At 69.8% G+C, this 25,859-nt stretch carries 24 protein-coding genes and 1 tRNA gene; 1 reads left to right on the forward strand and 24 read right to left on the reverse strand.

Going from position 1 to position 25,859, the window contains the following annotated elements; genetic code table 11:
* Positions 1 to 263: 263 nt before the first annotated feature.
* The 16 genes from ACWEBX_RS22985 to ACWEBX_RS23060 all read right to left on the reverse strand — a co-directional run bounded on the left by ACWEBX_RS22985 (position 264) and on the right by ACWEBX_RS23060 (position 20,689).
* On the reverse strand, positions 264 to 1,619 hold the full coding sequence (locus ACWEBX_RS22985) for an MraY family glycosyltransferase (protein WP_451886690.1): 1,356 nt from the start codon (positions 1,617 to 1,619) through the stop codon (positions 264 to 266).
* A 129-nt stretch (positions 1,620 to 1,748) separates the two neighbouring features.
* The gene (locus tag ACWEBX_RS22990; RefSeq protein ID WP_451886691.1) at positions 1,749 to 2,972 is read right to left on the reverse strand and encodes a serine hydroxymethyltransferase; all 1,224 of its coding nucleotides are present in this window, start codon (positions 2,970 to 2,972) and stop codon (positions 1,749 to 1,751) included.
* A gap of 86 nt (positions 2,973 to 3,058) precedes the next feature.
* Positions 3,059 to 3,706 carry an arsenate reductase/protein-tyrosine-phosphatase family protein gene (locus ACWEBX_RS22995; RefSeq protein WP_451886692.1) on the reverse strand — a complete coding sequence of 216 codons (648 nt, stop codon included), beginning with the start codon at positions 3,704 to 3,706 and terminating at the stop codon, positions 3,059 to 3,061.
* A gap of 52 nt (positions 3,707 to 3,758) precedes the next feature.
* Positions 3,759 to 4,406, reverse strand: coding sequence for an L-threonylcarbamoyladenylate synthase (locus tag ACWEBX_RS23000; protein WP_103550972.1), 648 nt, complete (start codon positions 4,404 to 4,406; stop codon positions 3,759 to 3,761).
* 116 nt (positions 4,407 to 4,522) lie between these two features.
* Positions 4,523 to 5,362: a peptide chain release factor N(5)-glutamine methyltransferase gene (prmC, locus tag ACWEBX_RS23005; protein ID WP_451886693.1), complete on the reverse strand. Its 840-nt coding sequence runs from the start codon at positions 5,360 to 5,362 to the stop codon at positions 4,523 to 4,525.
* Positions 5,363 to 5,465: 103 nt separating this feature from the next.
* Positions 5,466 to 6,542 (reverse strand): peptide chain release factor 1, encoded by a 1,077-nt coding sequence (gene prfA / locus ACWEBX_RS23010; RefSeq protein WP_451886694.1) that lies wholly within the window; start codon positions 6,540 to 6,542, stop codon positions 5,466 to 5,468.
* A gap of 171 nt (positions 6,543 to 6,713) precedes the next feature.
* Positions 6,714 to 6,935: a 50S ribosomal protein L31 gene (gene rpmE / locus ACWEBX_RS23015; protein WP_100595864.1), complete on the reverse strand. Its 222-nt coding sequence runs from the start codon at positions 6,933 to 6,935 to the stop codon at positions 6,714 to 6,716.
* A gap of 255 nt (positions 6,936 to 7,190) precedes the next feature.
* Positions 7,191 to 8,327 (reverse strand): LCP family protein, encoded by a 1,137-nt coding sequence (locus tag ACWEBX_RS23020; protein WP_451886695.1) that lies wholly within the window; start codon positions 8,325 to 8,327, stop codon positions 7,191 to 7,193.
* Positions 8,328 to 8,551: 224 nt separating this feature from the next.
* Entirely contained in the window at positions 8,552 to 10,360 is a 1,809-nt protein-coding gene (locus ACWEBX_RS23025; protein ID WP_451886696.1) for a trypsin-like serine protease, read from the reverse strand.
* Positions 10,361 to 10,538: 178 nt separating this feature from the next.
* Positions 10,539 to 12,611: a transcription termination factor Rho gene (rho, locus tag ACWEBX_RS23030; RefSeq protein WP_451886697.1), complete on the reverse strand. Its 2,073-nt coding sequence runs from the start codon at positions 12,609 to 12,611 to the stop codon at positions 10,539 to 10,541.
* Positions 12,612 to 12,999: 388 nt separating this feature from the next.
* Entirely contained in the window at positions 13,000 to 13,929 is a 930-nt protein-coding gene (thrB, locus tag ACWEBX_RS23035) for a homoserine kinase (RefSeq protein ID WP_339131544.1), read from the reverse strand.
* A 618-nt stretch (positions 13,930 to 14,547) separates the two neighbouring features.
* Complete coding sequence (thrC, locus tag ACWEBX_RS23040) at positions 14,548 to 15,606, reverse strand: threonine synthase (protein WP_451886698.1); 1,059 nt, start codon at positions 15,604 to 15,606, stop codon at positions 14,548 to 14,550.
* Positions 15,607 to 15,612: 6 nt separating this feature from the next.
* Positions 15,613 to 16,905, reverse strand: coding sequence for a homoserine dehydrogenase (locus tag ACWEBX_RS23045; RefSeq protein ID WP_451886699.1), 1,293 nt, complete (start codon positions 16,903 to 16,905; stop codon positions 15,613 to 15,615).
* 194 nt (positions 16,906 to 17,099) lie between these two features.
* Positions 17,100 to 18,491: a diaminopimelate decarboxylase gene (gene lysA, locus ACWEBX_RS23050; protein ID WP_451886700.1), complete on the reverse strand. Its 1,392-nt coding sequence runs from the start codon at positions 18,489 to 18,491 to the stop codon at positions 17,100 to 17,102.
* 22 nt (positions 18,492 to 18,513) lie between these two features.
* Positions 18,514 to 19,542 carry an ArgS-related anticodon-binding protein NrtL gene (gene nrtL / locus ACWEBX_RS23055; RefSeq protein ID WP_451886701.1) on the reverse strand — a complete coding sequence of 343 codons (1,029 nt, stop codon included), beginning with the start codon at positions 19,540 to 19,542 and terminating at the stop codon, positions 18,514 to 18,516.
* Between the two features lie 595 nt (positions 19,543 to 20,137).
* Positions 20,138 to 20,689 (reverse strand): response regulator, encoded by a 552-nt coding sequence (locus ACWEBX_RS23060; protein WP_451886702.1) that lies wholly within the window; start codon positions 20,687 to 20,689, stop codon positions 20,138 to 20,140.
* 146 nt (positions 20,690 to 20,835) lie between these two features.
* On the opposite strand from ACWEBX_RS23060, the gene ACWEBX_RS23065 reads away from it, so the two are divergent.
* Positions 20,836 to 20,907 (forward strand) — tRNA-Arg (locus ACWEBX_RS23065).
* A gap of 327 nt (positions 20,908 to 21,234) precedes the next feature.
* Here ACWEBX_RS23065 and ACWEBX_RS23070 read toward each other — a convergent pair.
* The 8 genes from ACWEBX_RS23070 to ACWEBX_RS23105 form a co-directional block, all read right to left on the reverse strand.
* Entirely contained in the window at positions 21,235 to 21,414 is a 180-nt protein-coding gene (locus ACWEBX_RS23070; protein WP_451886703.1) for a hypothetical protein, read from the reverse strand.
* Positions 21,415 to 21,935: 521 nt separating this feature from the next.
* Entirely contained in the window at positions 21,936 to 23,309 is a 1,374-nt protein-coding gene (locus ACWEBX_RS23075; protein WP_451886704.1) for a tyrosine-type recombinase/integrase, read from the reverse strand.
* Positions 23,306 to 23,476, reverse strand: a complete 171-nt coding sequence (locus ACWEBX_RS23080) for a helix-turn-helix transcriptional regulator (RefSeq protein ID WP_356613225.1) — start codon at positions 23,474 to 23,476, stop codon at positions 23,306 to 23,308. The genes ACWEBX_RS23075 and ACWEBX_RS23080 overlap by 4 nt, the downstream gene beginning before the upstream one ends.
* Positions 23,477 to 23,496: 20 nt before the next feature.
* Positions 23,497 to 24,786 (reverse strand): replication initiator, encoded by a 1,290-nt coding sequence (locus tag ACWEBX_RS23085; RefSeq protein WP_451886705.1) that lies wholly within the window; start codon positions 24,784 to 24,786, stop codon positions 23,497 to 23,499.
* A gap of 153 nt (positions 24,787 to 24,939) precedes the next feature.
* A complete protein-coding gene (locus tag ACWEBX_RS23090; protein ID WP_451886706.1) occupies positions 24,940 to 25,236 on the reverse strand; it encodes a SpdD protein in 297 nt (98 codons plus the stop codon).
* 13 nt (positions 25,237 to 25,249) lie between these two features.
* Positions 25,250 to 25,444: a hypothetical protein gene (locus ACWEBX_RS23095; RefSeq protein ID WP_451886707.1), complete on the reverse strand. Its 195-nt coding sequence runs from the start codon at positions 25,442 to 25,444 to the stop codon at positions 25,250 to 25,252.
* A gap of 10 nt (positions 25,445 to 25,454) precedes the next feature.
* Complete coding sequence (locus tag ACWEBX_RS23100) at positions 25,455 to 25,646, reverse strand: mobile element transfer protein (RefSeq protein ID WP_151472302.1); 192 nt, start codon at positions 25,644 to 25,646, stop codon at positions 25,455 to 25,457.
* Positions 25,646 to 25,846 carry a hypothetical protein gene (locus ACWEBX_RS23105; RefSeq protein ID WP_451886708.1) on the reverse strand — a complete coding sequence of 67 codons (201 nt, stop codon included), beginning with the start codon at positions 25,844 to 25,846 and terminating at the stop codon, positions 25,646 to 25,648. Before ACWEBX_RS23105 ends, ACWEBX_RS23100 begins: the two co-directional genes overlap by 1 nt.
* Between the last annotated feature and the right edge of the window lie 13 nt (positions 25,847 to 25,859).

Below are 25,859 nucleotides of genomic sequence, written 5' to 3' on the forward strand. Positions count from 1 at the left end.
TCGTCATGGACGAGCGTAGTCCCGGGCTGAGAGAGAACCTCACGCCAAGGGACCGTCGTACAGGGGTCCTTCGGCTCTGCCCTGGGTTCTCGTGAACCGTATCACAAACTATTTGATGAGGTCTTTACCTGGTTGGTGTGCCGACTGTCACACATGAGAGTGAAGCTGCGCGTCTGTGCACTTCAAGCGCCCCTTTGTCTGATATTGGGGCGCTTTACTCCCCCACGATTTGGTCACGCGTTAGTCAGATTCTTACCTTCGACTCAGCGCGAGGACTCGGCCTCACGCCGGTCCAGAAGTCGCGGACGGGTACCGATCGCCGTCGCTCCGTTGACTCCTGAGACTCCGGCAGCCGCCGGAGCACGGTGCTCACGCGCCTCGTCCGGCTCGCCCGCGGACGCCGCCTCGTGGGTCACGGGCGCCACGTCCCGGGCGATGGCCGCGGCGGCCCTGCGGCGGCGGTAGCGCGGCGGCAGGAGGTGCTCGGCCCAGCGCGGCGCACGCGGCGTGAAGCGCGGCAGCAGGAGCAGCACGAGACCGACGGCGCTGAGCGCCGCGATGGTGAGCACGCTCCACATGGCCCCGGAGTTGACCGAGTACGCGAGGGCGCCGAACGCGATCAGCGCCGACCAGAAATACATGATCAGGACCGCGCGGCTGTGCGAGTGCCCGACCTCCAGGAGGCGGTGGTGCAGATGCCCCCGGTCCGCGGCGAACGGCGACTGCCCGCGCCAGGTGCGCCGCACGATCGCGAGCACCAGGTCGGCGGCCGGGATCGCGATGATCGTCAGCGGCAGCAGCAGCGGGATGAACACGGGCACCGTCTGGTGCACGGTGTTGCGCGGGGAACCGGTGAAGAGGTTCATCACATCGGGGTCGATCTGCCCGGTGATGGAGATGGCGCCGGCGGCCAGCACCAGCCCGATGAGCATCGACCCGGAGTCGCCCATGAAGATCCGCGCGGGATGCATGTTGTGCGGCAGGAAGCCCAGGCACATGCCCATCAGGATCGCCGCGAACAGCGTCGCCGGGGCAGCCGCCTCGATGCCGTACGAGTACCAGATCCGGTAGGCGTACAGGAAGAACGCGGCGGACGCGATGCACACCATGCCTGCGGCCAGCCCGTCGAGGCCGTCCACGAAGTTGACCGCGTTGATCGTGATGACGACGAGCGCCACCGTCAGCAGGGTGCCCTGCCACTGGGTCAGCGCGACCAGGCCGACCCCGGGGATCGGCAGCCACAGGATCGTCAGACCCTGCATGACCATCACGCCGGCGGCGATCATCTGGCCGCCGAGCTTGATCAGGGCGTCGATCTCGAACTTGTCGTCCAGCACGCCGATCAGCCAGATCAGCGCGGCTCCGGAGAGAAGGGCACGCGGTTCGTTCGAGTTGGCGAAGACCTCGTTGAGGTTCGTCAGGTGGTCCGCGACCAGCAGACCGGCGCACAGACCGAAGAACATCGCGATGCCGCCGAGCCTCGGCGTGGGTTCACGGTGCACGTCGCGCGCCCGGATTTCCGGCATGGCTCCGGCCACGATCGCGAATTTCCGTACCGGCCCTGTCAGCAGGTACGTCACCGCGGCCGTGATGCAGAGCGTCAGCAGGTATTCACGCACGGGCTTCCCCACAGGTCTCGCTGGCCATCACAGCCCCACACCCTAGCGATGCACGCATATGGTTGAGGACTTTCGGGTAGCGACGATGGTTGCACGTGTGGCTGTGCGGCTCGGCACGCGTACCCCCGGTCAGTCCGGATAAGGCGGAAATCTTCCCGTCAGTTCCCGCACTTCCTCCCGTGCGGTCCGGCTGTCGATCTCGTCCCGCAGCACCCCCGCGAAAAGGGCCGCGACCCGCGCCATCTCCGGCTCGTCCATCCCCTGCGTGGTCAACGCCGCGGTACCGAGCCGCATGCCGCGGGCGTCGCCGTGAGGCAACGCACAGGTGTCGAGGACCATACCGGCCGCGGCCAGCCGGCCGCGCGCCGCGCGTCCCTCGACACCGAGCGGCGCCGGATCCGCGACCAGCAGATGGGTGTCGGTGCCGCCCGTGGTGACCACGAGCCCCTCCGCCTCCAGACCCGCGGCCAGTACCCGCGCGTTGGCGGTCACCTGATGGGCGTACGCCGTGAAGGCAGGGGTCGCCGCCTCGCCGAACGCGACCGCCTTGGCCGCGATGGCGTTCATCTGCGCACCGCCCTGCGTGAACGGGAAGACGGCCCGGTCGACCCGCTCGGCCAGCTCACCGCCGCACAGGATCATCCCGCCGCGCGGCCCGCGCAGCACTTTGTGCGTGGTGGCGCACACGACATCGGCGTACGGCACCGGGTTCGGCGCCGCTCCCCCCGCGACGAGCCCGATCGGGTGGGCGGCGTCCGCGATGAGATAGGCGCCGACCTCGTCGGCGATCTCCCGGAACAGCGCGTAGTCGATGTGCCGCGGGTACGAGATCGATCCGCAGACGACGGCCTTGGGGCGACGGGCGCGGGCCAGGGTACGCACCTGGTCGTAGTCGATCAGTCCCGACTCCGCCTCGACTCCGTAGCCGACGAAGTCGAACCAGCGGCCCGAGAAGTTCGCGGGTGACCCGTGCGTGAGATGACCGCCGAAGGGCAGGCCCATCGCCAGCACGGTGTCACCGGGCCGCAGCAGGGCGGCGTACGCGGCCAGCACGGCCGAACTCCCGGAGTGGGACTGCACGTTGGCGTGATCGGCGCCGAAGAGGGCCTTGGCGCGGTCGACGGCGATCCGCTCGGCGACGTCGACGATCTCGCACCCGCCGTGATGGCGGGCGCCGGGATAGCCCTCGGCGTACTTGTTCGCCAGCGGCGAGCCGAGCGCCGCCAGCACGGCGGGCGAGGTGAAGTTCTCCGCCGCGATGAGCTGCAGCGTGGCCGACTGCCGGTCCAGCTCACCGCGCAGGATCTCGGCGAGCTCGGGATCCTGGCGGCTCAGTACATCCGCATCGGGCATGGTGGCGACCGGCATGGTGGACTCCGGACATCTGCGGGGGACGCTTTACGTCCAATGTAGAACCGGGACCGGTGGCACGCCCGGTGTCACGTCCGCGCGGGTACCCCCGTCAGAGCGGTGACGACCGGGTCCAGTGCCTCGTTGATCTCGTCCCCGATGGACCGGAAGAACGGCAGGGGCGCCCCGTACGGGTCGAACACCTCGTCGGCCTCCGCGGTCGGGGCCAGCAGCCAGCCGCGCAGCGCGGCGGCGGCCCGCACCAGGGCGACGGCACGCTCGATCACGCCGTCCCGGAGGGGCGGCAGGGTCGCGGGGTCTATGGCGCGCACCAGCCGGGTGAACTCCTTCAGCGTGAAGGTGCGCAGGCCGGCGGAGTGCCCCATGGAGATGACCTGGGCCCGGTGGTCGCGGGTGGCCGTCAGGACCAGGTCGGCGCGGATGACGTGGTCGTCGAGGAGCTCACGCCCCACGAAGCCGGAGGGGTCCGCCCCGAAGTCGGTCAGCACGGTCGCCGCGTTGGCCTCCATGGGCGCGCCCTCGTGGCCCCAGGTGCCGGCGCTCTCCACGATGAGGCCGCCCCACAGGGGGTCGCCCAGCCGGTCCGCCAGGGCATGCCGGGTCAGCCGCTCGGTGATCGGCGAGCGGCACACGTTGCCGGTGCTGACATAGAGGATGCGGAAGGACCCGTTCGGGAATCCGCCGGTCCCGGTGATCCCCGTGCCTATGCCACGCATGGGGCTGCTCCCTGCTCCGGCCGAGCGGGGAGCCCGGAGGACTCGGGGGCTGTCAATTCGCCACCTCGAGGTCGGGTACGACCTTCCGGAGCTCCTCCGCCGACAGTGCGCCGGCGCGCAGCAGGACGGGCACCTTGCCGGTGACGTCGACGATCGAGGAGGGCACGTTGCCGGGGGTCGGGCCGCCGTCCAGGTAGACCGAGACGGAGTCGCCGAGCATGCCCTGGGCGGCGTCGCAGTCCTCCGGCGCGGGGTGGCCGGTGAGGTTGGCGGAGGACACGGCCATCGGGCCGACCTCCGTGAGGAGCTCGATGGCGACGGGGTGCAGCGGCATACGGATCGCCACCGTGCCCCGGGTGTCCCCCAGGTCCCACTGGAGCGAGGGCTGGTGCTTGGCGACGAGGGTCAGGGCACCCGGCCAGAACGCGTCGACGAGCTCCCAGGCCATCTCGGAGAAGTCCGTGACGAGGCCGTGCAGGGTGTTCGGGGAGCCGATGAGGACAGGGGTGGGCATGTTGCGGCCCCGGCCCTTGGCGTCGAGCAGATCGGCGACGGCCTCCGAGGTGAACGCGTCGGCGCCGATGCCGTAGACGGTGTCGGTGGGGAGGACCACCAGCTCGCCACGGCGGACGGCGGACGCCGCCTCACGCAGACCTGTGGTGCGGTCGGTCGCGTCGTTGGTGTCGTATCGCCGTGCCATTTAGCGGGCCTCCTCATACACGTACTGCTGGCTGGGGGTGCGAAGAAACGCGATGCGGGCGGACGCGGAGCGCGCCGGCACGAGGGCGCCGCGCGCCGGGACCGTGGGGGCCGTGCTCACGGCATCGCCTTGCGGGCGGTCGCGAACCGCGGCCGGTTGTTGAGGTCCGGGTGGTCGGCCGCGTCGGCCCAGCCCCGCTCCTCGGTGAAGATCCAGGGCACCTGTCCGCCCTGGGTGTCGGCGTGCTCGATGACGACGACACCGCCGGGGCGCAGCAGCCGGTGCGCGGTGCGCTCGATGCCGCGGATGAGGTCGAGTCCGTCTTCGCCGGAGAACAGGGCGAGTTCGGGGTCGTGGTCGCGCGCCTCCGGCTGTACGTACTCCCATTCGGTGAGCGGGATGTACGGCGGGTTGGAGATCACCAGGTCGACCTGGCCGTCGAGGTCGGGGAACGACGTGAGGGCGTCTCCCTGGCGCAGGTCGACCCTGGACCCCTCGACGTTCTTGCGCGTCCACCGGAGGGCGTCCTCGGACAGCTCCACGGCGTGCACGCGGGAGCGCGGGACCTCCTGGGCGAGGGCGAGCGCGATGGCGCCCGAGCCGGTGCACAGGTCGACGATCAGCGGTTCGACGACGTCCATCGCGCGGACGGCGTCTATGGCCCAGCCGACGACCGACTCGGTCTCCGGGCGGGGGACGAAGACGCCGGGTCCCACCTGGAGTTCGAGGTAGCGGAAGTAGGCGCGCCCGGTGATGTGCTGGAGCGGCTCGCGGGCCTCACGGCGCGCGGTCACCTCCCAGTAGCGGGCGTCGAAGTCCGCGTCCTTGACGGTGTGCAGCTCGCCCCGCTTCACGCCGTGCACGAAGGCGGCGAGCTCCTCCGCGTCGTTGCGCGGCGAGGGCACGCCGGCGTCGGCCAGCCGCTGGGTGGCCTGGGCCACTTCCGCGAGCAGCACGCTGCGGGGGTTTGGGGGTCGACCCCCAAAATGTTGCTGCACGCTGGTCCTCCGGGGCTGAGCTGTTGTCGTGAGGTGTACGGCGCCGAACTGTTGTCGTCTGTTACGCGGCGGCGAGCTTGGCGGCCGAGTCCGCGTCGACGCAGGCTTGGATCATCGTGTCGAGATCGCCGTCGAGGACCTGGTCCAAGTTGTACGCCTTGAAGCCGACGCGGTGGTCCGAGATGCGATTCTCCGGGAAGTTGTACGTACGGATCTTCTCGGAGCGGTCGACGGTGCGGACCTGGCTGCGGCGAACGTCCGAGGCCTCCCGCTCGGCTTCCTCCTGCGCCGCCGCGAGGAGCCTGGAGCGCAGGATACGCATCGCCTGCTCCTTGTTCTGCAGCTGGCTCTTCTCGTTCTGGCAGGAAGCGACGACTCCGGTGGGAATGTGCGTGATGCGCACCGCGGAGTCGGTCGTGTTGACGGACTGGCCGCCGGGGCCCGAGGAGCGGTAGACGTCGATGCGGAGGTCGTTCGCGAGGATCTCGACGTCGACCTCCTCGGCCTCGGGCGTGACGAGGACACCGGCGGCGGAGGTGTGGATCCGGCCCTGCGACTCGGTGGAGGGCACGCGCTGCACCCGGTGCACACCGCCCTCGTACTTCAGGCGGGCCCAGACGCCCTGGCCGGGCTCGGTGGCACCCTGGCCGCCCTTGGTCTTCACCGCGACCTGGACGTCCTTGTAGCCGCCGAGTTCGGACTCGGTGGCGTCGATGATCTCGGTCTTCCAGCCCACGCGCTCGGCGTAGCGCAGGTACATGCGCAGCAGGTCACCGGCGAACAGGGCGGACTCGTCGCCGCCGGCGCCCGCCTTGATCTCCAGGATGACGTCCTTGTCGTCGCTCGGGTCGCGCGGGACGAGCAGCAGGCGGAGCTTCTCGGTGAGCTCCTCGCGCTGCTTCTCCAGGTCCTTGACCTCGGCGGCGAAGTCGGGGTCGTCGGCGGCGAACTCCTTGGCCGTGCCGATGTCGTCCCCGGTCTGCTTCCAGAAGCGGTACGTCGCGACGATCGGGGTCAGCTCGGCGTAGCGCTTGTTGAGCTTGCGCGCGTTGGCCTGGTCGGCGTGGACCGACGGGTCAGCGAGCTTCTTCTCCAGATCGGCGTGCTCGCCGATCAGTTCCTCGACCGCCTCGAACATCTCCGGCTCCAATGGACTGTCCCCGGCTCCGTGCAGGGTGCGAGGACGTAGGTACGGCGTGGGGTTCCCCTTGCTCGAACGCGTCGAGAGCCCGGGGAGGGGGCTGGACCGCAAAGCGCCGGTCCCGGCGTCCCCGTGCAGGGGACTCCGAAGACCGGCGCTGTGGGCTCGCTACTTGTTGGCAGCGGCAGCCTTGCCGAAGCGGGCCTCGAAGCGGGCCACACGGCCACCGGTGTCGAGGATCTTCTGCTTGCCCGTGTAGAACGGGTGGCACTCGGAGCAGACCTCGGCACGGACGGTGCCGCTGGAGATCGTGCTGCGGGTGGTGAACGACGCGCCACAGGTGCAGCTGACCTGCGTCTCGACGTACTCGGGGTGGATGTCGCGCTTCAAGGTGTCTCCTAGTTTCGGGAGGGCGCCGGGTCGCCGCCGCTGGATGCGGATGCGTGAACCGGGGCCGACGTACCAGTCTGCCAGCACTGGCCGTATCCCCCAAAACGGGGGGACGCGGCGATCTATTCCCCGGGGCCTCGGCGCAGGCCGGACGGGGCTGACCTGCGCGCTTGACGGCCGGGGCGCGGCGGGCCGGCCCGTGTACCCGTCGGCCGGGGCTGCGGCGGGTCGGCCCGCGTGCCCGTCGGCCGGGGCTCAGCCGGGGCTGACGACGCCCTTCGCGGTGCCGGTGGCGGTTCCCTCGGTGGCCGCCCTCGGGATCGGCCGGTCGGCCTCCAGCGCCTTCCACACCAGCTCGGCCTTGGCCTTGTCCACCAGGACGCGGTTGCCGTCGGCCGGGTCGTACTGGACCGGCATCGTCACCATGGTCATGTGGGACGAGCCGATGCCCTTGAGGCCGCCCGCGAAGGACGCGAGGTCGGTGACGCTGCCGAGGTCGGAGTCGGTGGTCACCGTCTTGGTCGCGGTGTCGGCGAGGTCGTACAGCTTTTTCGGGTTGGACAGGAGCCCTATGTGCTTGACCTGGTCGACGAGCGCCTTCATGAACGCCTGCTGGAGCTGGATGCGGCCGAGGTCGGAACCGTCGCCGACGCCGTGCCGGGTACGGACCAGGCCGAGCGCCTGCTTGCCGTTGAGCTCGTGGGACCCGGCCGGGAGACGCAGATGGCTCTCCTTGTCGGAGATGGCCTTGGTCGTGGTGACCGTGACGCCGCCGAGGTCGTCGATCAGCTTCTGGAAGCCGCTGAAGTCGATCTCGATGTAGTGGTCCATGCGGATGCCGGTCATGGACTCGACGGTCTTCACCGCGCAGGCGGCGCCGCCGGTGGAGTAGGCGGAGTTGAACATCGCGTCGGAGACCGCGCCGTGGACGGTGCCCTGGGAGTCGGTGCAGGAGGGCCGCTTGACGAGGGTGTCCCGGGGGACGGAGACCACGCTGGCCCGCTTGTGGCCCTTGTACACGTGGACGATCATCGCGGTGTCGGAGCGGGCGCTGCCGTCGTCGGTGCCGCCGCCCAGCTTCTTGTTGGTGCCGGAGCGGGTGTCGGAGCCGAGGACCAGGATGTTCTCCGAGCCGTTGTCGACCTTCAGGGGCCGGTCGCTGCCGAGCGCCTGGTTGATGTCGACGCTCTTGAGGTTGCCGTTGAGCTTGAAGAACAGATAGCCCGCTCCGGCGCCGCCGAGCGCCACGACACCCGCCGCGGTCCAGGCCGTGACGAGCAGGGCCTTGCTCCGCGCGCTGCGGGGCTTGCGGCGGCTGCCCTTCGGGCGGGGCGGGGTGCTGTTGCCGGGATCCCCCGGTATGGCGGGCTCCGGCGTGCTCTCGGCAGGCATGTGTTCCTCGGCTTCCTCTTTGCGGTCGGTTACCCCCTGCTTTCAGGGCCAGGCCCATCTGGTCGTGACGAGGCGTACCGCTCCATGGTCACTCCGTACGGTCAGACGGGGAAACCCGGGAAAGGGTTGCACGACGCGAAGTGCCCACCGCGTGACGCGATGGGCACTCCGTGTGCTCGACTTGCGCTCGGCCTGAGCGGGGGGAACCCCGCTCACCTGCGACGTCAGCCGAAGATGTCGTACTGCTTGAAATCGGTACCTACCGACTTCCTTGTGGCAAAGATCTCGCTGGTGGCCTTTCCGGTCCCGGCGTACAGGTAGAGCGTGCCGCCGGGGGTGCGGGCCAGGAAGTCGGCCTTGCCGTCGCCGGTGATGTCGCCGACCGCGTCGAAGGCGTTGTAGCCGGTCCACGCGCTGCGCACCTTGATCCGGGAGGAGAACGCCCCGGATCCGGTCTTGCCCGTGCCCTTGTACAGGTACAGGTCGCTGCTGCCCGACAGGCGGGCGAGCAGGTCGGGCTTGCCGTCGCCGGTGAAGTCACCGTGCGCGCGGATGGAGTTGTACTGGTTCCAGCCGGTGCGGACCTGGATGCGCGCGGAGAAGGTGCCGTTGCCCTTGCCCGGGTACTCCCACATCGCTCCGGCGGAGTCGACGGAGAGCATGTCGGGCAGGCCGTCGCCGGTGATGTCGCCGGGGGCCATGATCCGGGTGCGGCTCTTCCAGTTGGTGAAGATCTTGTCGGTCGACCAGTCGTCGACCGACTTCACGTAGTGCATCCAGAAGACGTCGCCGCTGGTGCTGTCGCGCACCACGAGGTCCTGGTAGCCGTCACGGTTCAGGTCGGCCTGGACGACGGAGTTGACGCCGTCCCAGTTGCCCCACGTCACGCGCGCGGCGAACGAGGTGCCGTTGGAGTTCTTCGAGTAACCCGTCTTGGTCGACGAGTTGCGGACCCACAGGTCGGCCTTGTGGTCGCCGCTCAGGTTGGTGTCCTCGACACGCGGGTAGGCGGCGCCGACGTAGGTGGTGACCTTCGAGAAGACGCTGTACGCGCCCTTCGCGACACAGTCCTCGACACCCCAGGACACGACACCGACGATGCGGCCGCTCACGATCAGCGGGCCGCCCGAGTCACCGTTGCAGGCCGTGGTGGTGCCGGCGTCCGTGCCGGTCGCCTTGGTGCCCGCGCAGACCATGTGGCCCGCGACGAAGTCGGTGCCGTACGTGGTCTTGCAGGTGGTGTCCGAGTTGATCGGCAGCGTGGCCGTCTTCAGCGTCTCGGAGATGTCCTGCGTGGTGGAGGTGGTGCGGCCCCAGCCGTAGAGCGTGGCCTTGGTGCCGGACGCGTACGACGTGGTGTCGCCCGACGTCGTCATGCGGATCGGCTTGGCGCTGACGGGGTTCGCCAGCGTGATGATCGCGATGTCGTTGTCGATGGTAGTCGAGCTGTACGACGGGTGGTTCCACTGGCGCCAGGGAGCGCTGACCGTGGCCCCCGACGGCAGCGTGCTGCCGCTCGCGAGCTGGGCCGTGCCGGTGACGACGGCGCCGTTGGCCTTCCAGTCGTAGCCCTTGACGCAGTGCGCGGCCGTGAGGATCTTCGTCGGCGCCACGACGGAGCCGCCGCAGAAGAAGCCGAAGTCGTCGGTCTTGCTGGTGGTGCCCTTGTCGTCGTAGTACCAGAGCTGCGCCATCCACGGGGCCGTGGAGATGGTGGTCGTGGTACCGCCGATGATCTTCGGGTCGACCTTCGCCGTGTTCGTTCCGGCGCTCAGGGACGCCTTCTGGGTCGTCCGGCCCGCGACGTCGTCGCCGGCGACGGCGCCCGCCACACGCTTCTCCAGCTCGGCCTGGGACGGCGTCGAGTGGGTGGGCCGCACGGTCGGAGTCGGCGGCGTCGTGCTGGGCGCGGCGTTCGCGGACGACATCAGCAGCGCGCCGGCGACCACCGCGGCGAGGCCCGCCGCGGCGACCGGAACGACGATCCGTATGCGGCGCCTGTGCCTACCGCCCCCGGACGTGGACGTATCCACTCAAGTCCCCCCTCAGAGATAAGAGTTCAGATCTGCTTCAGCAGATGTTCAAGGGCGCGATCGTACACGTGTGCCGAACAGCGCAAAGGGCCGCCCCCGTCACCTGGGTGACGGGGGCGGCCCTTTGCGGTTTCCACCCTGCGAACTCCGGTCGCGGACGACCTCGGTCGCGAAGACGTCAGTCGTTGTTGTTGCCCGGCGACGGCGTCGTCTTCTGGATCTGGAGCAGGAACTCGGCGTTCGACTTCGTCTGCTTCATCTTGTCGAGCAGCAGCTCGATCGCCTGCTGCTGGTCGAGCGCGTGGAGCACGCGACGCAGCTTCCAGGTGATGGCGAGCTCGTCACTGCCGAGCAGCAGCTCTTCCTTGCGGGTACCGGACGCGTCGACGTCCACCGCCGGGAAGACCCGCTTGTCGGCGAGCTTCCGGTCGAGCTTGAGCTCGGCGTTGCCGGTGCCCTTGAACTCCTCGAAGATGACCTCGTCCATGCGCGAGCCGGTGTCGACGAGCGCGGTGGCCAGGATGGTCAGCGAGCCGCCGTCCTCGATGTTGCGCGCGGCACCGAAGAAGCGCTTCGGCGGGTAGAGCGCGGTCGAGTCGACACCACCGGACAGGATGCGGCCGGAGGCCGGGGCGGCGAGGTTGTACGCACGGCCCAGACGCGTGATCGAGTCGAGCAGCACGACGACGTCGTGACCCAGCTCCACCAGACGCTTGGCACGCTCGATGGCGAGCTCGGCGACCGTGGTGTGGTCCTCGGCCGGACGGTCGAAGGTCGAGGAGATGACCTCGCCCTTGACCGACCGCTGCATGTCGGTGACCTCTTCCGGACGCTCGTCGACCAGGACGACCATCAGGTGGCACTCGGGGTTGTTGATGGTGATCGCGTTGGCGATCGCCTGCAGGATCATGGTCTTGCCGGTCTTCGGCGGGGCCACGATCAGACCGCGCTGGCCCTTACCGATCGGCGCGACGAGGTCGATGATGCGGGTGGTCAGCACGCCCGGGTCGGTCTCCAGACGGAGCCGGTCCTGCGGGTACAGCGGCGTCAGCTTGTTGAACTCGGGCCGCCCGCGCCCGGATTCGGCGGCCATGCCGTTCGCCGAGTCGAGGCGGACCAGCGCGTTGAACTTCTCGCGGCGCTCGCCGTCCTTGGGCTGCCGGACCGCGCCGGTGACGTGGTCACCCTTGCGCAGACCGTTCTTGCGGACCTGGGCGAGGGAGACGTACACGTCGTTGGGACCCGGGAGGTAGCCCGACGTACGGATGAACGCGTAGTTGTCGAGGATGTCGAGGATGCCCGCGACGGGGATCAGCACGTCGTCGTCGGCGACCTGCGGCTCGGCGATCTCGTCGCGTCCACGACGGCCACGGCGGTCCCGGTAACGACCGCGCCGGCCGCGGCGGCCGCCATCGAAGTCGTCGTCGTCCTGCGGGCCGTTGTCACGCGGGCCGTTGTCACGCGGGGCGTTGTCGCGGGGCTGCTGACGGTCCTGACGGCCGCCGCCCTGCTGCTGACGGTCCGGGCGCTCCTGGCGCTCCTGACGGTCCGGGCGCTGCTGGCCGGCACCCTGGCCGCCCTGCTGCTCGTCGCCCTTGGCCGGACGGCGGTCGCGGTCACGGCCGCCCCGGTCGCGGTCACGGCGGTCGCGGCGCTCACGACGGCCCTCGGCGCCCTCGGCGCCCTCGGCGTCGCCCTGCGTCTCGGCCTTCGGCTCGCTCTTCGCCTCGGCGGTGACCGTCTCGGGGCTGCCCGCCTCGGCGGTGGCACGGCGACGGCGGCGCTCGGCGGGGGCGTCGTCCGCCCCGCGGTCGGCCTCGCCCGTACGGGAGGGACCGCCGGCCGGCTGGCCGGGGATCTCGATCTGCTGCTGGGCCACGGCCTTCTCGGCGGCCTTCTCGGCCTTGTCCGCGGCCGGGGCGGCGACCTCGTCACCCGTACGGGCCTTGGAGGTGGCGCGGCGCTTCGGCTTGGTCTCGGCGGCGTCGTCGGACGCGGCCTTGGCCGGGGCACCCCCTCCGGCCTGGGCCTCCTTGATGACCTCGATCAGCTGGCTCTTGCGCATCCGCGCGGTGCCCCTGATTCCGAGGCCGGATGCGACCTGCTGCAGCTCGGCCAGCACCATGCCGTCGAGGCCGGTACCGCGGCGTCGCCTGGAGCCGGCACCGGTGGCAGGCGCGGAGGCGTCCGTGGCGGGCGCGGCAGCGGTCTCCTCGACACGTGCGCCCATCAGATCGGTGGTGTCGCTCACGAAGGGTCCTTCCCTGGAGCGGACGTCGGCCTGTCTGGCTCGGCGACCGGTTGTGCTGTCCGGCATTGGCCCTTGCTGTGTGGACCGTGCCGGGGCGGTGGTCCGCCAAAACGGCGGAAGACATTGCTGGTGATGACGATTCCAAAGCCGTGCCACTGAGATTCGGTGTCATCGGCTCGGTCACGCCGGTTCCGGAGCGTGCTCAGCACTGCTCAGCGCATAGCACCCAATGCAAGGCACGTAGCAGTTTGGGAGGCTCCCGGAAGAATGGGTGTCCCGGACAGGGACGCGAAGCACCTCGCCATGGTGGGGTCGGGTGCAGACTTGAGGTTAACACTACCGGATCCAACAAACATTCCCCCTCTCCAAATCCGGCAACCGTGCGTCGTCAATCGACCTCGACAGGTGCCAGGGGCAGCACGCACGCCCCCTGGGCGTCGAGGTCCAGACGGTTGGCCGCCCAGCCCTGACCTGCGAGATCGGCCACCTTGTCGGCCGACGCGCGGTCCGCGAGCGCGAGGACCGTGGGTCCCGCGCCGGAGATCACGGCCGGGATGCCGTCGGCCCGCAGACGCTCGACGAGCGCGGCGCTCTCCGGCATCGCCGGGGCGCGGTACTCCTGGTGCAACCGGTCCTCGGTGGCGGGCAGCAGCAGCTCGGGGCGACGCGTCAGCGCCTCGACGAGCAGCGCGGCACGGCCCGCGTTGGCGGCGGCGTCGACATGCGGGACGGTGCGCGGCAACAGACCGCGCGCGGTCTCGGTGAGCACGGGCTTTCCGGGGACGAAGACCACCGGAACGATGGAGTCCGCGGGGTCCATCCTGATGGCGCGCGCGGCGCCGGACTCCATCCAGGAGAGCGTGAACCCGCCGAGCAGACAGGCCGCGACGTTGTCGGGGTGCCCCTCGATCTCGGTCGCGAGCTCCAGGAGCGCGGTGTCGTCGAGCCTGCTGTCCCCGCCTATGGTCACCGCGCGGGCGGCGACGATGCCGGCGCAGATGGCGGCCGACGAGGAACCGAGACCCCGGCCGTGCGGGATGCGGTTGGCGCACACGATCTCGAGGCCGCGCGGCTGTCCGCCGAGCAGGTCGAAGGCGGTGCGCAGGGAACGTACGAGGAGATGCTTCTCGTCGCGCGGCAGCGTCTCGCTGCCCTCACCCGCGATGTCGATGTGCAGTCCTGAGTCGGCCACCCGGACGACCACGTCGTCGTAGAGCCCCAGTGACAGGCCGAAGGCGTCGAAACCCGGGCCGAGGTTGGCACTGGTGGCGGGGACGCGCACCCGGACGGCGGCGGCGCGGAACGCTGGACCGGCCATCGCTCGATGACTCTCCTTGAGCTGCGTGATGTACGAGATTGACGAAGAACTGCGAGATGAACCACGACGAACGGGCACGTGGACCCGGGGTCCGCAATGACCGCGCGACACCGCGGCATATGCGGCGGGCGGGTTCGGTACAGCCTATCGAAGGAAGGTTCTGTGGCGACATAGGGCGCACAGGAGGCGCACGATGCGTGTCGTAAGCCCCTCGTGCACCCCCCGTCGGGTCGGCAGGGGGATGACCCCCGCGAGCGGACGGTTTCCGTCGACTTTCCGCCGGTTTCCCGCCCGTTCGCGGCGAGTTCCTCACGGGCGGCCGGTCCCCGCCGCTCCGGGCGGGGCCACCGGCCCCACCCGTTCGCGTCACCGCCGGCCTGCCCGTCACCGACGGATTCACGCCAGAAAGAGCGGGAGTTCCCGCCATTCCGAGCCCGGCGACACGCCCATCGGGGCCTGCCGTCACGCCGGACCGGTTCTGAACCTTGAGCCGGGCAGGTCCCGACCTTGGGCCGGACCCGGCCCTGAACCGCGACCGGGCCGGCCCTGAACCAGGGCTGGACCGGCCCTGAACTCGGACCGGACCGGTTCTGGACCACAACCGCACCGGACCCGGGCCTACGCCAGGCCGAGCCGTTCCGCCGCCGTCGCCGCGTCCACCGGGACCGTGACCGGCTGGGGAGCGCCCGCGACGGCCCAGTCGGGGTCCTTGAGACCGTTGCCGGTGACGGTGCAGACGATGCGCTGACCCGGGTCGACCTTGCCCTGCTCGGCGGCCTTCAGCAGACCGGCGACGGACGCGGCGGACGCGGGCTCGACGAAGACACCCTCCTGCGCCGCCAACAGCCGGTAGGCGCGCAGGATCTCACGGTCCGTCACCTCGTCGATGAGACCACCCGACTCGTCCCGCGCGGCCAGCGCGAACTGCCACGAGGCCGGGTTGCCGATCCGGATCGCGGTGGCGACGGTCGACGGGTCCTTGACGATCTCGCCGCGCACGATGGGCGCGGAGCCGGACGCCTGGTACCCCCACATGCGCGGGGTCTTCCCGGCGACGCCGTCGGCGGCGTACTCCTTGTACCCCTTCCAGTACGCGGTGATGTTGCCCGCGTTGCCCACCGGAAGGACATGGATGTCGGGCGCGTCGCCGAGCATGTCCACGATCTCGAAGGCGGCCGTCTTCTGGCCCTCGATACGCACCGGGTTCACCGAATTGACCAGCGCCACCGGGTAGTTGTCGGACAGCGAGCGCGCCAGCGTGAGGCAGTCGTCGAAGTTGCCGTCGACCTGGAGGATCTTGGCGCCGTGGATGAGGGCCTGGCCCATCTTGCCGAGCGCGATCTTGCCCTGCGGCACGAGGACGGCGCAGACCATCCCGGCGCGTACCGCGTAGGCGGCGGCGCTCGCCGACGTGTTGCCGGTGGAGGCGCAGATGACGGCCTTCGCGCCCTCCTCCTTCGCCCGCGTGATGGCCATGGTCATTCCGCGGTCCTTGAAGGACCCGGTCGGGTTGGCACCCTCCACCTTCAGGTGGACCTCGCAGCCCGTGCGCTCGGAGAGCACCTGCGCGGGCACGAGCGGCGTACCGCCCTCACGGAGCGACACGACCGGCGTGCTGTCGGACACCGGAAGGCGGTCCCGGTACTCCTCGATGATTCCGCGCCACTGGTGGGTCATTGCTCGTTACTCCCCTTCAACCCGCATGATGCTGGAGACACCCCGCACGGTGTCGAGGCCGCGCAGCGCCTCGACGGTACCGGCGAGGGACGCGTCGGAAGCGCGATGGGTGACGACGACGAGGGAGGCCTCGCCGTCCTTGCCCGACTGGCGCACGGTGTCGATGGACACCCCGTGCTCGGCGAAGACGGTGGCGACCTGGGCGAGGACACCGGGCTTGTCGGCCACGTCGAGGCTGATGTGATACCGCGTGACGACCTCGCCCATGGGCGAGACGGGGAGCTGCGCGTACGCGGAGTCGCCGGGGCCGGTCGCACCGCCGAGCCTGTTGCGGCAGACGGCCACCAGGTCGCCGAGGACGGCGGACGCGGTCGGGGCGCCGCCGGCGCCCGGCCCGTAGAACATGAGCTGGCCGGCGGCCTCCGACTCGACGAACACGGCGTTGTACGCGCCGCGCACGGAGGCGAGGGGGTGGGTCAGCGGAATCATCGCGGGATGGACGCGCGCCGTCACCGAGCCCCCGTCGGCGGCCCGCTCACAGATGGCGAGCAGCTTGATGGTGCAGCCCATCCCCCTCGCCGAGGCGAAGTCGGCGGCGGTGACCTCGGTCATGCCCTCGCGGTAGACGTCGTCGAGACGCACCCGCGTGTGGAAGGCGATCCCGGCGAGGATGGCGGCCTTGGCGGCCGCGTCGAACGCCTCGACGTCGGCGGTGGGGTCGGCCTCGGCGTACCCGAGCGCGGTGGCCTCGTCGAGGGCCTCCTGGTAGCCCGCCCCCGTGGAGTCCATCTTGTCGAGGATGAAGTTGGTGGTGCCGTTGACGATGCCCATCACCCGGTTGATCTTGTCGCCGGCGAGGGACTCGCGCAGCGGCCGGATCAGCGGGATGGCGCCGGCGACGGCGGCCTCGTAGTAGAGGTCCTTGCCGTGCTCCTCGGCGGCCGCGTGCAGGGCGGCACCGTCCTGGGCGAGCAGGGCCTTGTTCGCGGAGACGACGGAGGCGCCGTGCTCGAACGCGGTGGTGATCAGCGTACGGGCGGGCTCGATGCCGCCGATGACCTCGACGACCACGTCGATGTCCCCGCGTTTGACGAGGGCGGTGGCGTCGGTGGTGACCAGGTCGGGGTCGATGCCCGCGCGCACCTTGGAGGGCCGGCGGACGGCGACCCCGGCGAGCTCGACGGGGGCGCCGATCCTGGCCGCGAGGTCGTCGGCGTGCGTCGTCATGATGCGCGCCACCTCTGAGCCGACAACCCCGCAGCCCAGCAGCGCCACCTTCAGCGGACGCGTACGCATCATCCGACCTCGTTTCCTCATACCGTCTTCGGTTGGACCAGTCTCACTCACCGGACGGGAGTTTCTACCCTTCGTCCGGATCGTGAGACGTCCATTTCATTTTTCTGGTAGGTGACGGCAGGAGATCTTCCGTCCCGGTCCGCACCCGCCGGATCCGGTCCATCCGATCACCTGACGTCACCCGTTGTCGCCCGACGTCACCCGACGTCGAGACGCAGGAGGTCCTCCTCCGTCTCACGGCGGACGATCACGCGCGCCACGCCGTCCTTCACGGCGACGACCGGCGGGCGCAGGGCGTGGTTGTAGTTGCTGGCCATGGACCGGCAGTACGCGCCGGTGGCCGGCACCGCGATCAGGTCGCCCGGCGCGAGGTCGGCCGGCAGGAACGCGTCCTTGACCACGATGTCCCCGCTCTCGCAGTGCTTGCCGACGACGCGCGCGAGCATCGGCTCGGCGTCGGAGGTGCGCGAGACGAGGGCGACGCTGTACTCGGCGTCGTACAGCGCGGTCCGGATGTTGTCGGACATGCCGCCGTCCACCGAGACGTAGGTGCGCAGCCCGTCGAGCGGCTTGATCGTGCCGACCTCGTACAGCGTGAACGCGGTCGGGCCGACGATGGCGCGACCCGGCTCCACGGAGATCCGCGGCGTACGCAGCTTCGCGGCCTCGCACTCACGGGTCACGATCTCGCTCAGCGCCTTGGCGATCTCGTGCGGCTCGCGGGGGTCGTCGTCGCTGGTGTACGCGATGCCGAGACCGCCGCCGAGGTCGATCTCGGGCAGCTCGACCCCGTGCTCGTCCCGCACGGCGGCCAGCAGCGCGACGACGCGCCGGGCCGCGACCTCGAACCCGGCCATGTCGAAGATCTGTGAGCCGATGTGCGAGTGGATGCCGACGAGTTCGAGCGCGTCGAGCGCGAGCGCCCGCCGTACGGCTTCGGCGGCCTGCCCGTCCGCGAGCGCGATCCCGAACTTCTGGTCCTCGTGCGCGGTGGCGATGAACTCGTGCGTGTGCGCCTCGACGCCCACCGTCACCCGGATCTGCACCCGCTGCCGCGTGCCCAGGGACTGCGCGATGTGCGCGACCCGCACGATCTCCTGGAAGGAGTCGAGCACGATGCGCCCGACCCCGGCCTCGACGGCGCTGCGGATCTCGTTCTCGGACTTGTTGTTGCCGTGGAAGGCGATGCGGTCGGCGGGCATCCCGGCCGACAGGGCGGTCGCCAGCTCACCCCCGGAACACACGTCCAGGTTCAGCCCCTCCTCGTGCAGCCACCGTACGACGGCACGCGAGAGGAAGGCCTTGCCCGCGTAGAAGACGTCCGCGTCGTGCCCGAACGCGGTGCGCCAGGCACGCGCCCGCTCCCGGAAGTCGTTCTCGTCGAGGAAGTACGCGGGAGTGCCGAACTCCTCTGCCAGCGCGGTGACTTCGAGTCCCCCGACGCTCACGACACCGTCTTCCGTACGGCTGACGGTGTGCGACCACACCTTCGGGTCGAGGGCGTTGAGGTCGGCGGGCGGGGCGCTGTAGTGGCCCTCGGTCAGGACGTCGGCGTGACGGGGGCCGGCGGGGTGTGCGGAACGGCTCATGTCTGCGGTGCTCTCTACTTCGTCAAAGGTATTCGGGTGCGCTGATGCCGAGCAGGGACAGGCCGCCGGCCAGCACCGCCCCGGCGGCTTCGGCGAGCGCGAGCCGGGCACGGTGGGCGGCCGAGGGTTTCTCGTCGCCGAGCGGCAGCACGGCGTACTGAAAACCGAGAAGTGCGTCAGCGGTCACGACAAGCTGCCGCGCCAGCCGGTCGGGCGCCCGATGCCGCGCGGCGAGACGCAGGGCATGCGGATATTCGGCCAGGGCGGCGAGGAGGTCGGCTTCGCCGGGGGCGGGGGTGGGGTCGGAAGCCCGGAGGGGGGCGCCCGCGGGTACGGCAAGCGGGTCTACACCCCTGGGGGCACTGGTGTAGCCGAGGGTGGCGGCGTTGCGGTGCAGGGCCCGGGTGCGGGCGTGGGCGTAACGGACGCGGAAGAGAGGGTTGCTCTCGCGCTGGAGGAGGTGATCGGCGCTGATCCGGGGCCGGTCGTGCGACGCGGGATGGAGCAGCGCCCAGCGGGCGGCGTCGTGACCGAGAGGGGCGGGGTCCTCGGGCGCGGGCACGGGCCGAAGATTCACGGGCTCGGAGTGCCGGACCTCGGCACGGCCGCCCTGGGTGGCGACGATCCGTACGAGGGTGTCGGCGACGATCTCGGCCCGGGGGTCGTACGGCACGCGCAGCTCGACGACCTGCCCGGTCAGGGAGTCGCCGTGCCCGTACCGCGTGCCCTGCTCCAGCACCGCCTCCACCAGATCGGCGGAGGCGCCACCCGCGAGGGTGATGTTGAGGAACCCGGGTCCGGTGACGGTCACGTCGGCGACGCCGGGTTCACGCGCGATGTACGTCCGCAGGGTCTCGGCGACTTCGAGCGCCGGCCGCCGAGCCTGCCCGGCCAGCCGCAGCGCGATGGTGCTCGCGTAGTCCCCGCACCCACCGGGCCCCGGCGGCTCGACGACAACACGCTCGGGCACCGAGACACCGCCCAGTTCCCCCACGTCGACAGCACGACGCACCGCGCGCAGCACGGTACGGGAGAGCTCGACGGGGGTCACGGGACAAGCCTAGGGGAGGAGGGGGGTGGGAAAGCGAGCCGATTTGGGCGATGGTCCGGGATGTGGACGGGGGCGTCGGCGGACGGGGGGCCGCGGGGACGGTTGCCGGGGCCGCTCGGCGGAGCGCGATTGTGGTTGCGATGGCGGTTGCGGTTGCGGCTGCCGGGGTCGGTTGGGATACGGATGCCCGGGAGCCGGCCGGACAGGGACCACCGACGTGCGGTCGAGCCGCGACGGAGCCGGACCGGGCGAAACAGGGGGCCTCGACCTATCGGTATATCGGCGCATCGGCGGCTGAGCCGTCGGAATCCGCGAACGTGCGGAGCAGGAGCAAGGCGGCCGCCGGGCACACAAAAGGACGAACCCCCGGTCCGGCGTATGAACGAATGACGGTCGGCCTCACCCGGGCTGCTCGGGCCTCACGACCAAGCCTCCCGATGCCGACACGGCTCATTGACCGGGACCGGTACTTACGAAGCGACGACGCGACTCGGTGACGACCGGCACCCCGCCCCGCTCGGTGACGCGATCCGGGACAACCGATTGCCCCGCCCACTCGGTGACGACCGGTACCCCGCCCACCCGGTGACGCGACTCAGTGATGACCGGTGCGCCCCGCGCCCTCGGTCTCCTCGACGGCGCCACCGGCGACACCGGCGCCCCCGCCCGAATCACGCCCTTCCATCAACTGCCGTACGAGACGGACGAGTTCGGACGGCTCGAAGGGCTTGGCGAGAAAGGCGTCGACACCGACGTCGAGCCCGCTCTCGACCTCGTACTGCGTACAGGCGCTGACGATGGCGAGGGGAAGATTCCGGGTCCGGGGATCGGCCCGCAGCCGAGCGGCGGTACGCAGACCGTCGAGCCGGGGCATCACGACGTCGAGGGTGACCACATCGGGCCGAACCTGATGGATGACGTCCAGACACTCGGCACCGTCAGCCGCGGTCACGACCTCGAGACCCTCCAGCTCGAGGTTGACCCTGATCAGTTGCCGGATGACCTTGTTGTCGTCCACAACAAGCACCCGACCGGACACGCCTGGCACAACTCGAGAGTAGGTCCGCGCCCACCGCCGCGTCCGGGTTTTCCCCACTTCCACCCCGTGCGGCCGCGCCCCCCGAGCCACCCCCCACCCCACCACCATTGCCGCCCCCCACTCCACTCCCCCACTCGCCCCTCACCCCTCCCTCCGACCCCCGCAACACCACCCGCCCCCGACCAAAAGACGTGGCGATCACCCCTGAAAGAGCTGGTAGGGTTCTACCCGTCGCCGCACAAAGCGCCCGACACGCCCCCGTAGCTCAGGGGATAGAGCAACGGCCTCCGGAGCCGTGTGCGCAGGTTCGAATCCTGCCGGGGGCACCCCTCATGAGGTGCCCAAAGACCCCGTCACCAGCGGAAACGCTGAGGCCGGGGTCTTCGCGTATGTGCAGGCGGATGCAGCCCGAAGCGGCTCCATGTCAGGGTCTGTGGACGAGGCGTGGACGGGATCTTCCGAGATTGCCGCAGGTGAGCGTCCGGAAACGATGAGACTCGCACCACCACCGGCTGCCCCGTCCTGGACATTGCTCATGTCGCAGAGGCCGCCAACGTCCACCCGCAAGGATGGCCGGCACTCCAGCGAGACGGACCAACTCGGGCTCACAGTCGATACGACTCGATCAAGAGCGGCCTGGTCAGCCAGACTGCTTACGACGACTGACGGTCATCGGCCCCACCGTCCCGCGGGGTGCTCCGCAGAGCTCTACGGACCTCACGCCAGGCCGAGAACAGCTCGGGGAGCTGGCGCAGCAGGGCTGCCAAAAGGGTGATGAAGAGGCCCAGGAAGCCGAAGACGGCCAGGGCGCCACTGATTGCGACGTGTTCCATGACGATGAGCATGGGTCTGGCTTCTGACCAGGGCAAACGCCGAAAGTGGGCACAGTTTTTCTGTTTTTGGGCAGGACGAGGTTACGGCCGTATGTAGCTCTACGGCCACGCTCCTGCAATTCGAAGGAGCCGTGAACTGCGCTGATCCAATTCTTCGGCAGCCACACGCTTATTTAAGCGACTCCGCTTGAGGAATATCGACGGCTAGCGAAGTCCGCCGCGAAGTTGACCTGAAACATCTGCCCTTGGCCAGAACGGATCTCTTGACAGCCAACTGAAGGCGCCTCAACCCTGAAAGCTGTGACGGCACTGGTCAATGAAGCATGGGCGCTGGAGATTACGGATAGTTCACGCATGATGCGCCGCTGGCTTCTCTGCTTGCACAAGTCGTCTTCCTCTGATCAGGCATGGAGCGCGGCGCAGATTGGCCGACCGCCGCTGCGGTACCCCCCGGTGTGACCGGTACAAGCGAGGCCCCTGGACAGGGTTCCAGGGGCCTCGGAGTCGGACGGGGCGATGTCTCACTCGTATTCGCGGAGCAGATCCTCGATACGCCGGTTAGCGACGTCCTGCCGCCCGTCAAGGCACTTCGCGTAGCGGGTCAACAGGACCTCAACACTGTTACCGGCGCGCTCGGCCACCTCGGTCGGGTCGACCCCCGCGTTGAGCCACGTCGACAGCGCCGAGTGCCGCAGGTCGTACGGGCGGCTCGCGAGCGGCGAGGCCGCAACGGCCGGCGGCAGCGCGAGGAGACGGGCCTCCTGCCAGACGCGGTAGTAGGTCGAGGACGGAACGACCGAGCCCTTCTCGCTGAAGAAGAGCCGTCCGTCGTCCGCCGTACCGAACGTCGCCAGGTGCTCGCAGAATGCGGCAACGAGGTGAGGCGGGATCGGCACCCGCCTGACGTCCTCAACCGGCCGGTTCTTCAGGCCGCGGTAGTCGTGGGTCTCCCCCGAGTCGGTCCACTGCTTGCCGACCGACGGACGAGTCCGGTGAAGCAGCGCCGTTCCCCAGCCTTGTTCGGGGAGGCTCAGGTCCGTCTCCACGAGGCCGATCGCTTCAGCCGGCCGGAGACCGCCGAAGTACATCGCAGCGAAGAGACCCACCAGACGCCGACCACGGGCCCGCCGGTAGCCGCCCACGTAGGAGACGGCCGCCAGGAGATTCCGGGCCTGCTCGGGGTTCGCGACAACGCGAGGGTCGACCTGGTTGGAGACCTTCGGCTTCTGCCAGCGGACGGCCGTGATCGGGTTCTCGCGCAACTCCCCCAGATCGACCGCGTAGTTGGCAGCGTTGACGAGGGTCCGCCGCTTACGCCGCACGGTCTCGGCTGCCGCGGCCGTGCCGTCGAGCTTGAGCTTCAACGAGTCCAACACCGCACGCGCCGTAGCCGGTTCAGCAAGATCGGCCAGCGGTCGCGACGCCTTCGACACCCAGTGCAGGACGTTCCGCACGTCGTTCGGGACGTCTCGGCCATCAGGCCCCGGCAGGACGAAGGCCCAGTTGCGGAGTGCCTGGCGGATGGCCTGATCGGACGGCCGCCCAGCCCGCTCGTCGAGGAGCTCCACGGTCACGCTGGTGAGCGATTCGTTGATGCTGTTACGCGTGTTGGGGGCAGCGTGGGGCCATTTCATGGCGAGGTACCTAAGGGCGAAGTCGTACCAGGACACAGCCGACTTCTTCAGTTCCATCGAGTCGGGCAGCCCAGACGCCTTGTCGAACTCCTCCCCGTCGCGCATCGCCCGCATCAGCTTCGAGCGGTAGTGGTCGGCGAGTGCCTTCGTGCGGAACGAGTCGGAGAAGACGTTGCCCGCCACAGACCACCGCACGCCGTACGAGGGCGTTTTCGTATCGCGCTTCCGTACGGCCCAGACCTTCACGTCGAGAGACTTCACGCCGCGGCCTCCAGCTCTCGCAGCCACGTGGAGAAGTCACTCCGCCACACCCGCAGCTCCCCGTTGGGTAGCTTGAACGCGGCCGGCCCATGCCCCAGCTCACGCCAGCGGTAGAACGTCCGTCGAGAGACCCCACCCAGCTCGCTCAGGACCTGGCGCACGGTCATCAGCTCGTCGCGCTGCTGGTTCACGTTGGTTCTCCTTCCGTACCGAGGGCGGGTCCGAGGGATGCGGCGAGCCAGGCTTCGGCGGAGGACAGACCAATCCCGGCGAAGACCCAGTGCGAGAGAACGAGGGTCGTGTCCGGCACGTCGTCGGTGATCACTGCGGCTTGGGCTCGACGCCATTCGGCGCGGGCGGTGCGGAGGGCGCCGAGGGTGGTGGAGTAGCGGCGGGACTTGGTGGAAAAGTGGCCTCGGAAGCCGAGCATGTGGGCCCAGGCCCGAAGCCGGAGATCTTCTAACTCCTTGCGCATGCCGAGCGTCCAGGCCGTTCGGATCAGCCGGCGGGCGTGGTCACTGATGTCGAACTGGGCGAGTTCGGCGAGGAACTTCAGCGGGCGGTCGAGAGCTCCCGTCGCGGTCTCGGCACCCTTGGTGGCGTACTTGGCGATGTACGAGGCGACAGCCCGCTCGGTCAGCTCCTGGCCACCGTCGAAGTCGGCGGAGCGAATCGCACGCACGTCGATCTGCTTGCCGAAGGCGAACGCGTGCGGGCGTCCGTCGACGACGGGGCCATCGACTCGGGAGTGAGCAGCAGCAGCGCCGATCGCGTCAGTGAGGAGCTCGGCAGTTGCCCAAGCCGGAGGCATGGTGTCGCCGCCCTCGGGACCGTCGATGCGGATGACGGCGTGGAAGTGGACCGCGCCGCGTTTCTGGTATTCAGCGACCTTGGCGAAGGAGACCCGGGCGAAGTCCGCGAAGTCCCGCTGGGTGAGGCCGGCCCGCTTGGCTATCTCCCGGCGGAGGTAGATGGAGAAGCGCCGCCAGAGCATTCCAGCGTGCGCGTTCCACAGAACGGCGCCCTCGTAGTCGTACGTCGCCGGGTCCAGGGGGGTACCGAGCAACTCGTCCTCGACGTCGTGCAGGAGTCCGCAGCGGCAGGCCCGGACAGTGCCGCGCCGGTCCGTCGGCCGGTTGTGGACGGGGCCGAAGCCGGGGGCTGTGAAGGTAGCGAACACCTTCGGGTGACGGGTGACGCTGGCAGGAGTGCCCTTACCACCCCGGAGTCCGGCGGTGATCAGGTGGAAGGTGTCCCGGCGGTAGGTCTCCGCGCAGGCTGGGCAGCGGGTCGCCCGGCGGTTGTTGCAGCGTACGAGGAGGTTGCCTGCCGGGAGCGAGGCCGAGTCGAGGCGGTGGAGGACACGGCCGATCTCACCGGTTCGGGTATCGACCGCGTGCTCGACGCGCTGACCGTCCAATCGCACAGGCTGTGTACAACCGCCGATGCCGCGGAGTTGTTTGACGAGGGTGGGCATGCCACCCAGGGAGACGAGCGCGCCCAGTTCTTTGACCGGGGGCGGAACGCGTCCGGTAGTAATGGGAACTGTCCTTTCGGTTTCGGTCGGGAGGTCCGCGCCTGCCGGGGCGGCGGGATGCTTGGCGGTATCGAGGCCGCCCCGGCAGGCTGGTCAGCGCTTGTGGGCGCTGTTGAGCAGAGAGCGCAGCACCAGGGCCGCGATGGAGACGGAGACAGCCGTGATGGCGACCGTGGCCAGGAGCGCGGTCAGCACGACGCCGACGACGAGGACCGCAGCGACGGCGCTCGCCCCACGGCCGACATGAGGCGAGACCGAGCGGCCGGCGGACGGCATCGGGGAGTGATCGCAGGAGCAGGCCGCCGGGGCGTGGTGATGCTCGGCCGGTCGAGCCGACGTCTGTGCGATCGGTAGCGGAGCAGCGTCGGGCATTTTCGGGCGCAGAAGCATGGTGGTTCTCCCTTCAGTGACGGGTGCCGTCGACGACGTCAACCCCGGAGCGGGTGCCGGATTCGATGGCCGGGGCGAGGAAGGTCTGAGAGAGCAGGAAGCCGAACAGGGCGATCACGACGGCCACCCACATCCGGACACCGAGGAACTTGATCGCGGCCCAGGCGATGAGGCCGAGGACGAAGACGAGAGGCAGGCTGACGGTCACGGCGATCTCCTCAGCGGCCCGAGCAGCGGTGGGTGCGGGCCGCCAGCTCGGCGGCGGCACGGCTGTCGTAGTCGGTCGAGAAGCCGCAGCGCGGTGCCGTGCAGGCGGCGGTGTGCTTCTCGCGGCCCCGGCCGTCGTAGTACGTGGCAACCTGAACGGGGCCGATGCGGATCACTCGGCGAAAGCGGGGGTTGGCGGGCATCAGGGCAGCTCCTTCGGGGTCTCGTGGTTCTCGCCGGTGAAGTCGGCGACGTGGTCGAGCAGCCACCGCCGGATCTCCTCGCCCTCGATGTCGTCGGCGATGAGGATCACGGGTTCGGCGATGAGCATTGCTTCGGTGAGGCGGTTCTGGCGGGTCAGCGCGGCGGCGCGGTTGAGCGCACGGAGCGTGGACGGACGCATGGGCGGAAGTTCC

Source organism: Streptomyces sp. NPDC005070 (genome assembly GCF_053600395.1).

What these genes read in the sequence shown, in the direction of transcription:
- ACWEBX_RS22990 (WP_451886691.1), bottom strand. Translation starts at nt 2,972, where the DNA reads ATGCCCGATGCGGATGTACTGAGCCGCCAGGATCCCGAGCTCGCCGAG.
- ACWEBX_RS23000 (WP_103550972.1), bottom strand. Translation starts at nt 4,406, where the DNA reads ATGGCACGGCGATACGACACCAACGACGCGACCGACCGCACCACAGGT.
- lysA (WP_451886700.1), bottom strand. Translation starts at nt 18,491, where the DNA reads ATGAGCCGTTCCGCACACCCCGCCGGCCCCCGTCACGCCGACGTCCTG.
- ACWEBX_RS23060 (WP_451886702.1), bottom strand. Translation starts at nt 20,689, where the DNA reads ATGGTGGTGGGGTGGGGGGTGGCTCGGGGGGCGCGGCCGCACGGGGTG.
- ACWEBX_RS23070 (WP_451886703.1), bottom strand. Translation starts at nt 21,414, where the DNA reads ATGGAACACGTCGCAATCAGTGGCGCCCTGGCCGTCTTCGGCTTCCTG.
- ACWEBX_RS23090 (WP_451886706.1), bottom strand. Translation starts at nt 25,236, where the DNA reads ATGCTTCTGCGCCCGAAAATGCCCGACGCTGCTCCGCTACCGATCGCA.
- ACWEBX_RS23045 (WP_451886699.1), bottom strand. Translation starts at nt 16,905, where the DNA reads ATGATGCGTACGCGTCCGCTGAAGGTGGCGCTGCTGGGCTGCGGGGTT.
- prfA (WP_451886694.1), bottom strand. Translation starts at nt 6,542, where the DNA reads ATGTTCGAGGCGGTCGAGGAACTGATCGGCGAGCACGCCGATCTGGAG.
- ACWEBX_RS23080 (WP_356613225.1), bottom strand. Translation starts at nt 23,476, where the DNA reads ATGACCGTGCGCCAGGTCCTGAGCGAGCTGGGTGGGGTCTCTCGACGG.
- thrB (WP_339131544.1), bottom strand. Translation starts at nt 13,929, where the DNA reads ATGGCCGGTCCAGCGTTCCGCGCCGCCGCCGTCCGGGTGCGCGTCCCC.
- ACWEBX_RS23085 (WP_451886705.1), bottom strand. Translation starts at nt 24,786, where the DNA reads ATGCCCACCCTCGTCAAACAACTCCGCGGCATCGGCGGTTGTACACAG.
- thrC (WP_451886698.1), bottom strand. Translation starts at nt 15,606, where the DNA reads ATGACCCACCAGTGGCGCGGAATCATCGAGGAGTACCGGGACCGCCTT.
- ACWEBX_RS22995 (WP_451886692.1), bottom strand. Translation starts at nt 3,706, where the DNA reads ATGCGTGGCATAGGCACGGGGATCACCGGGACCGGCGGATTCCCGAAC.
- ACWEBX_RS23100 (WP_151472302.1), bottom strand. Translation starts at nt 25,646, where the DNA reads ATGCCCGCCAACCCCCGCTTTCGCCGAGTGATCCGCATCGGCCCCGTT.
- ACWEBX_RS23020 (WP_451886695.1), bottom strand. Translation starts at nt 8,327, where the DNA reads ATGCCTGCCGAGAGCACGCCGGAGCCCGCCATACCGGGGGATCCCGGC.
- ACWEBX_RS23105 (WP_451886708.1), bottom strand. Translation starts at nt 25,846, where the DNA reads ATGCGTCCGTCCACGCTCCGTGCGCTCAACCGCGCCGCCGCGCTGACC.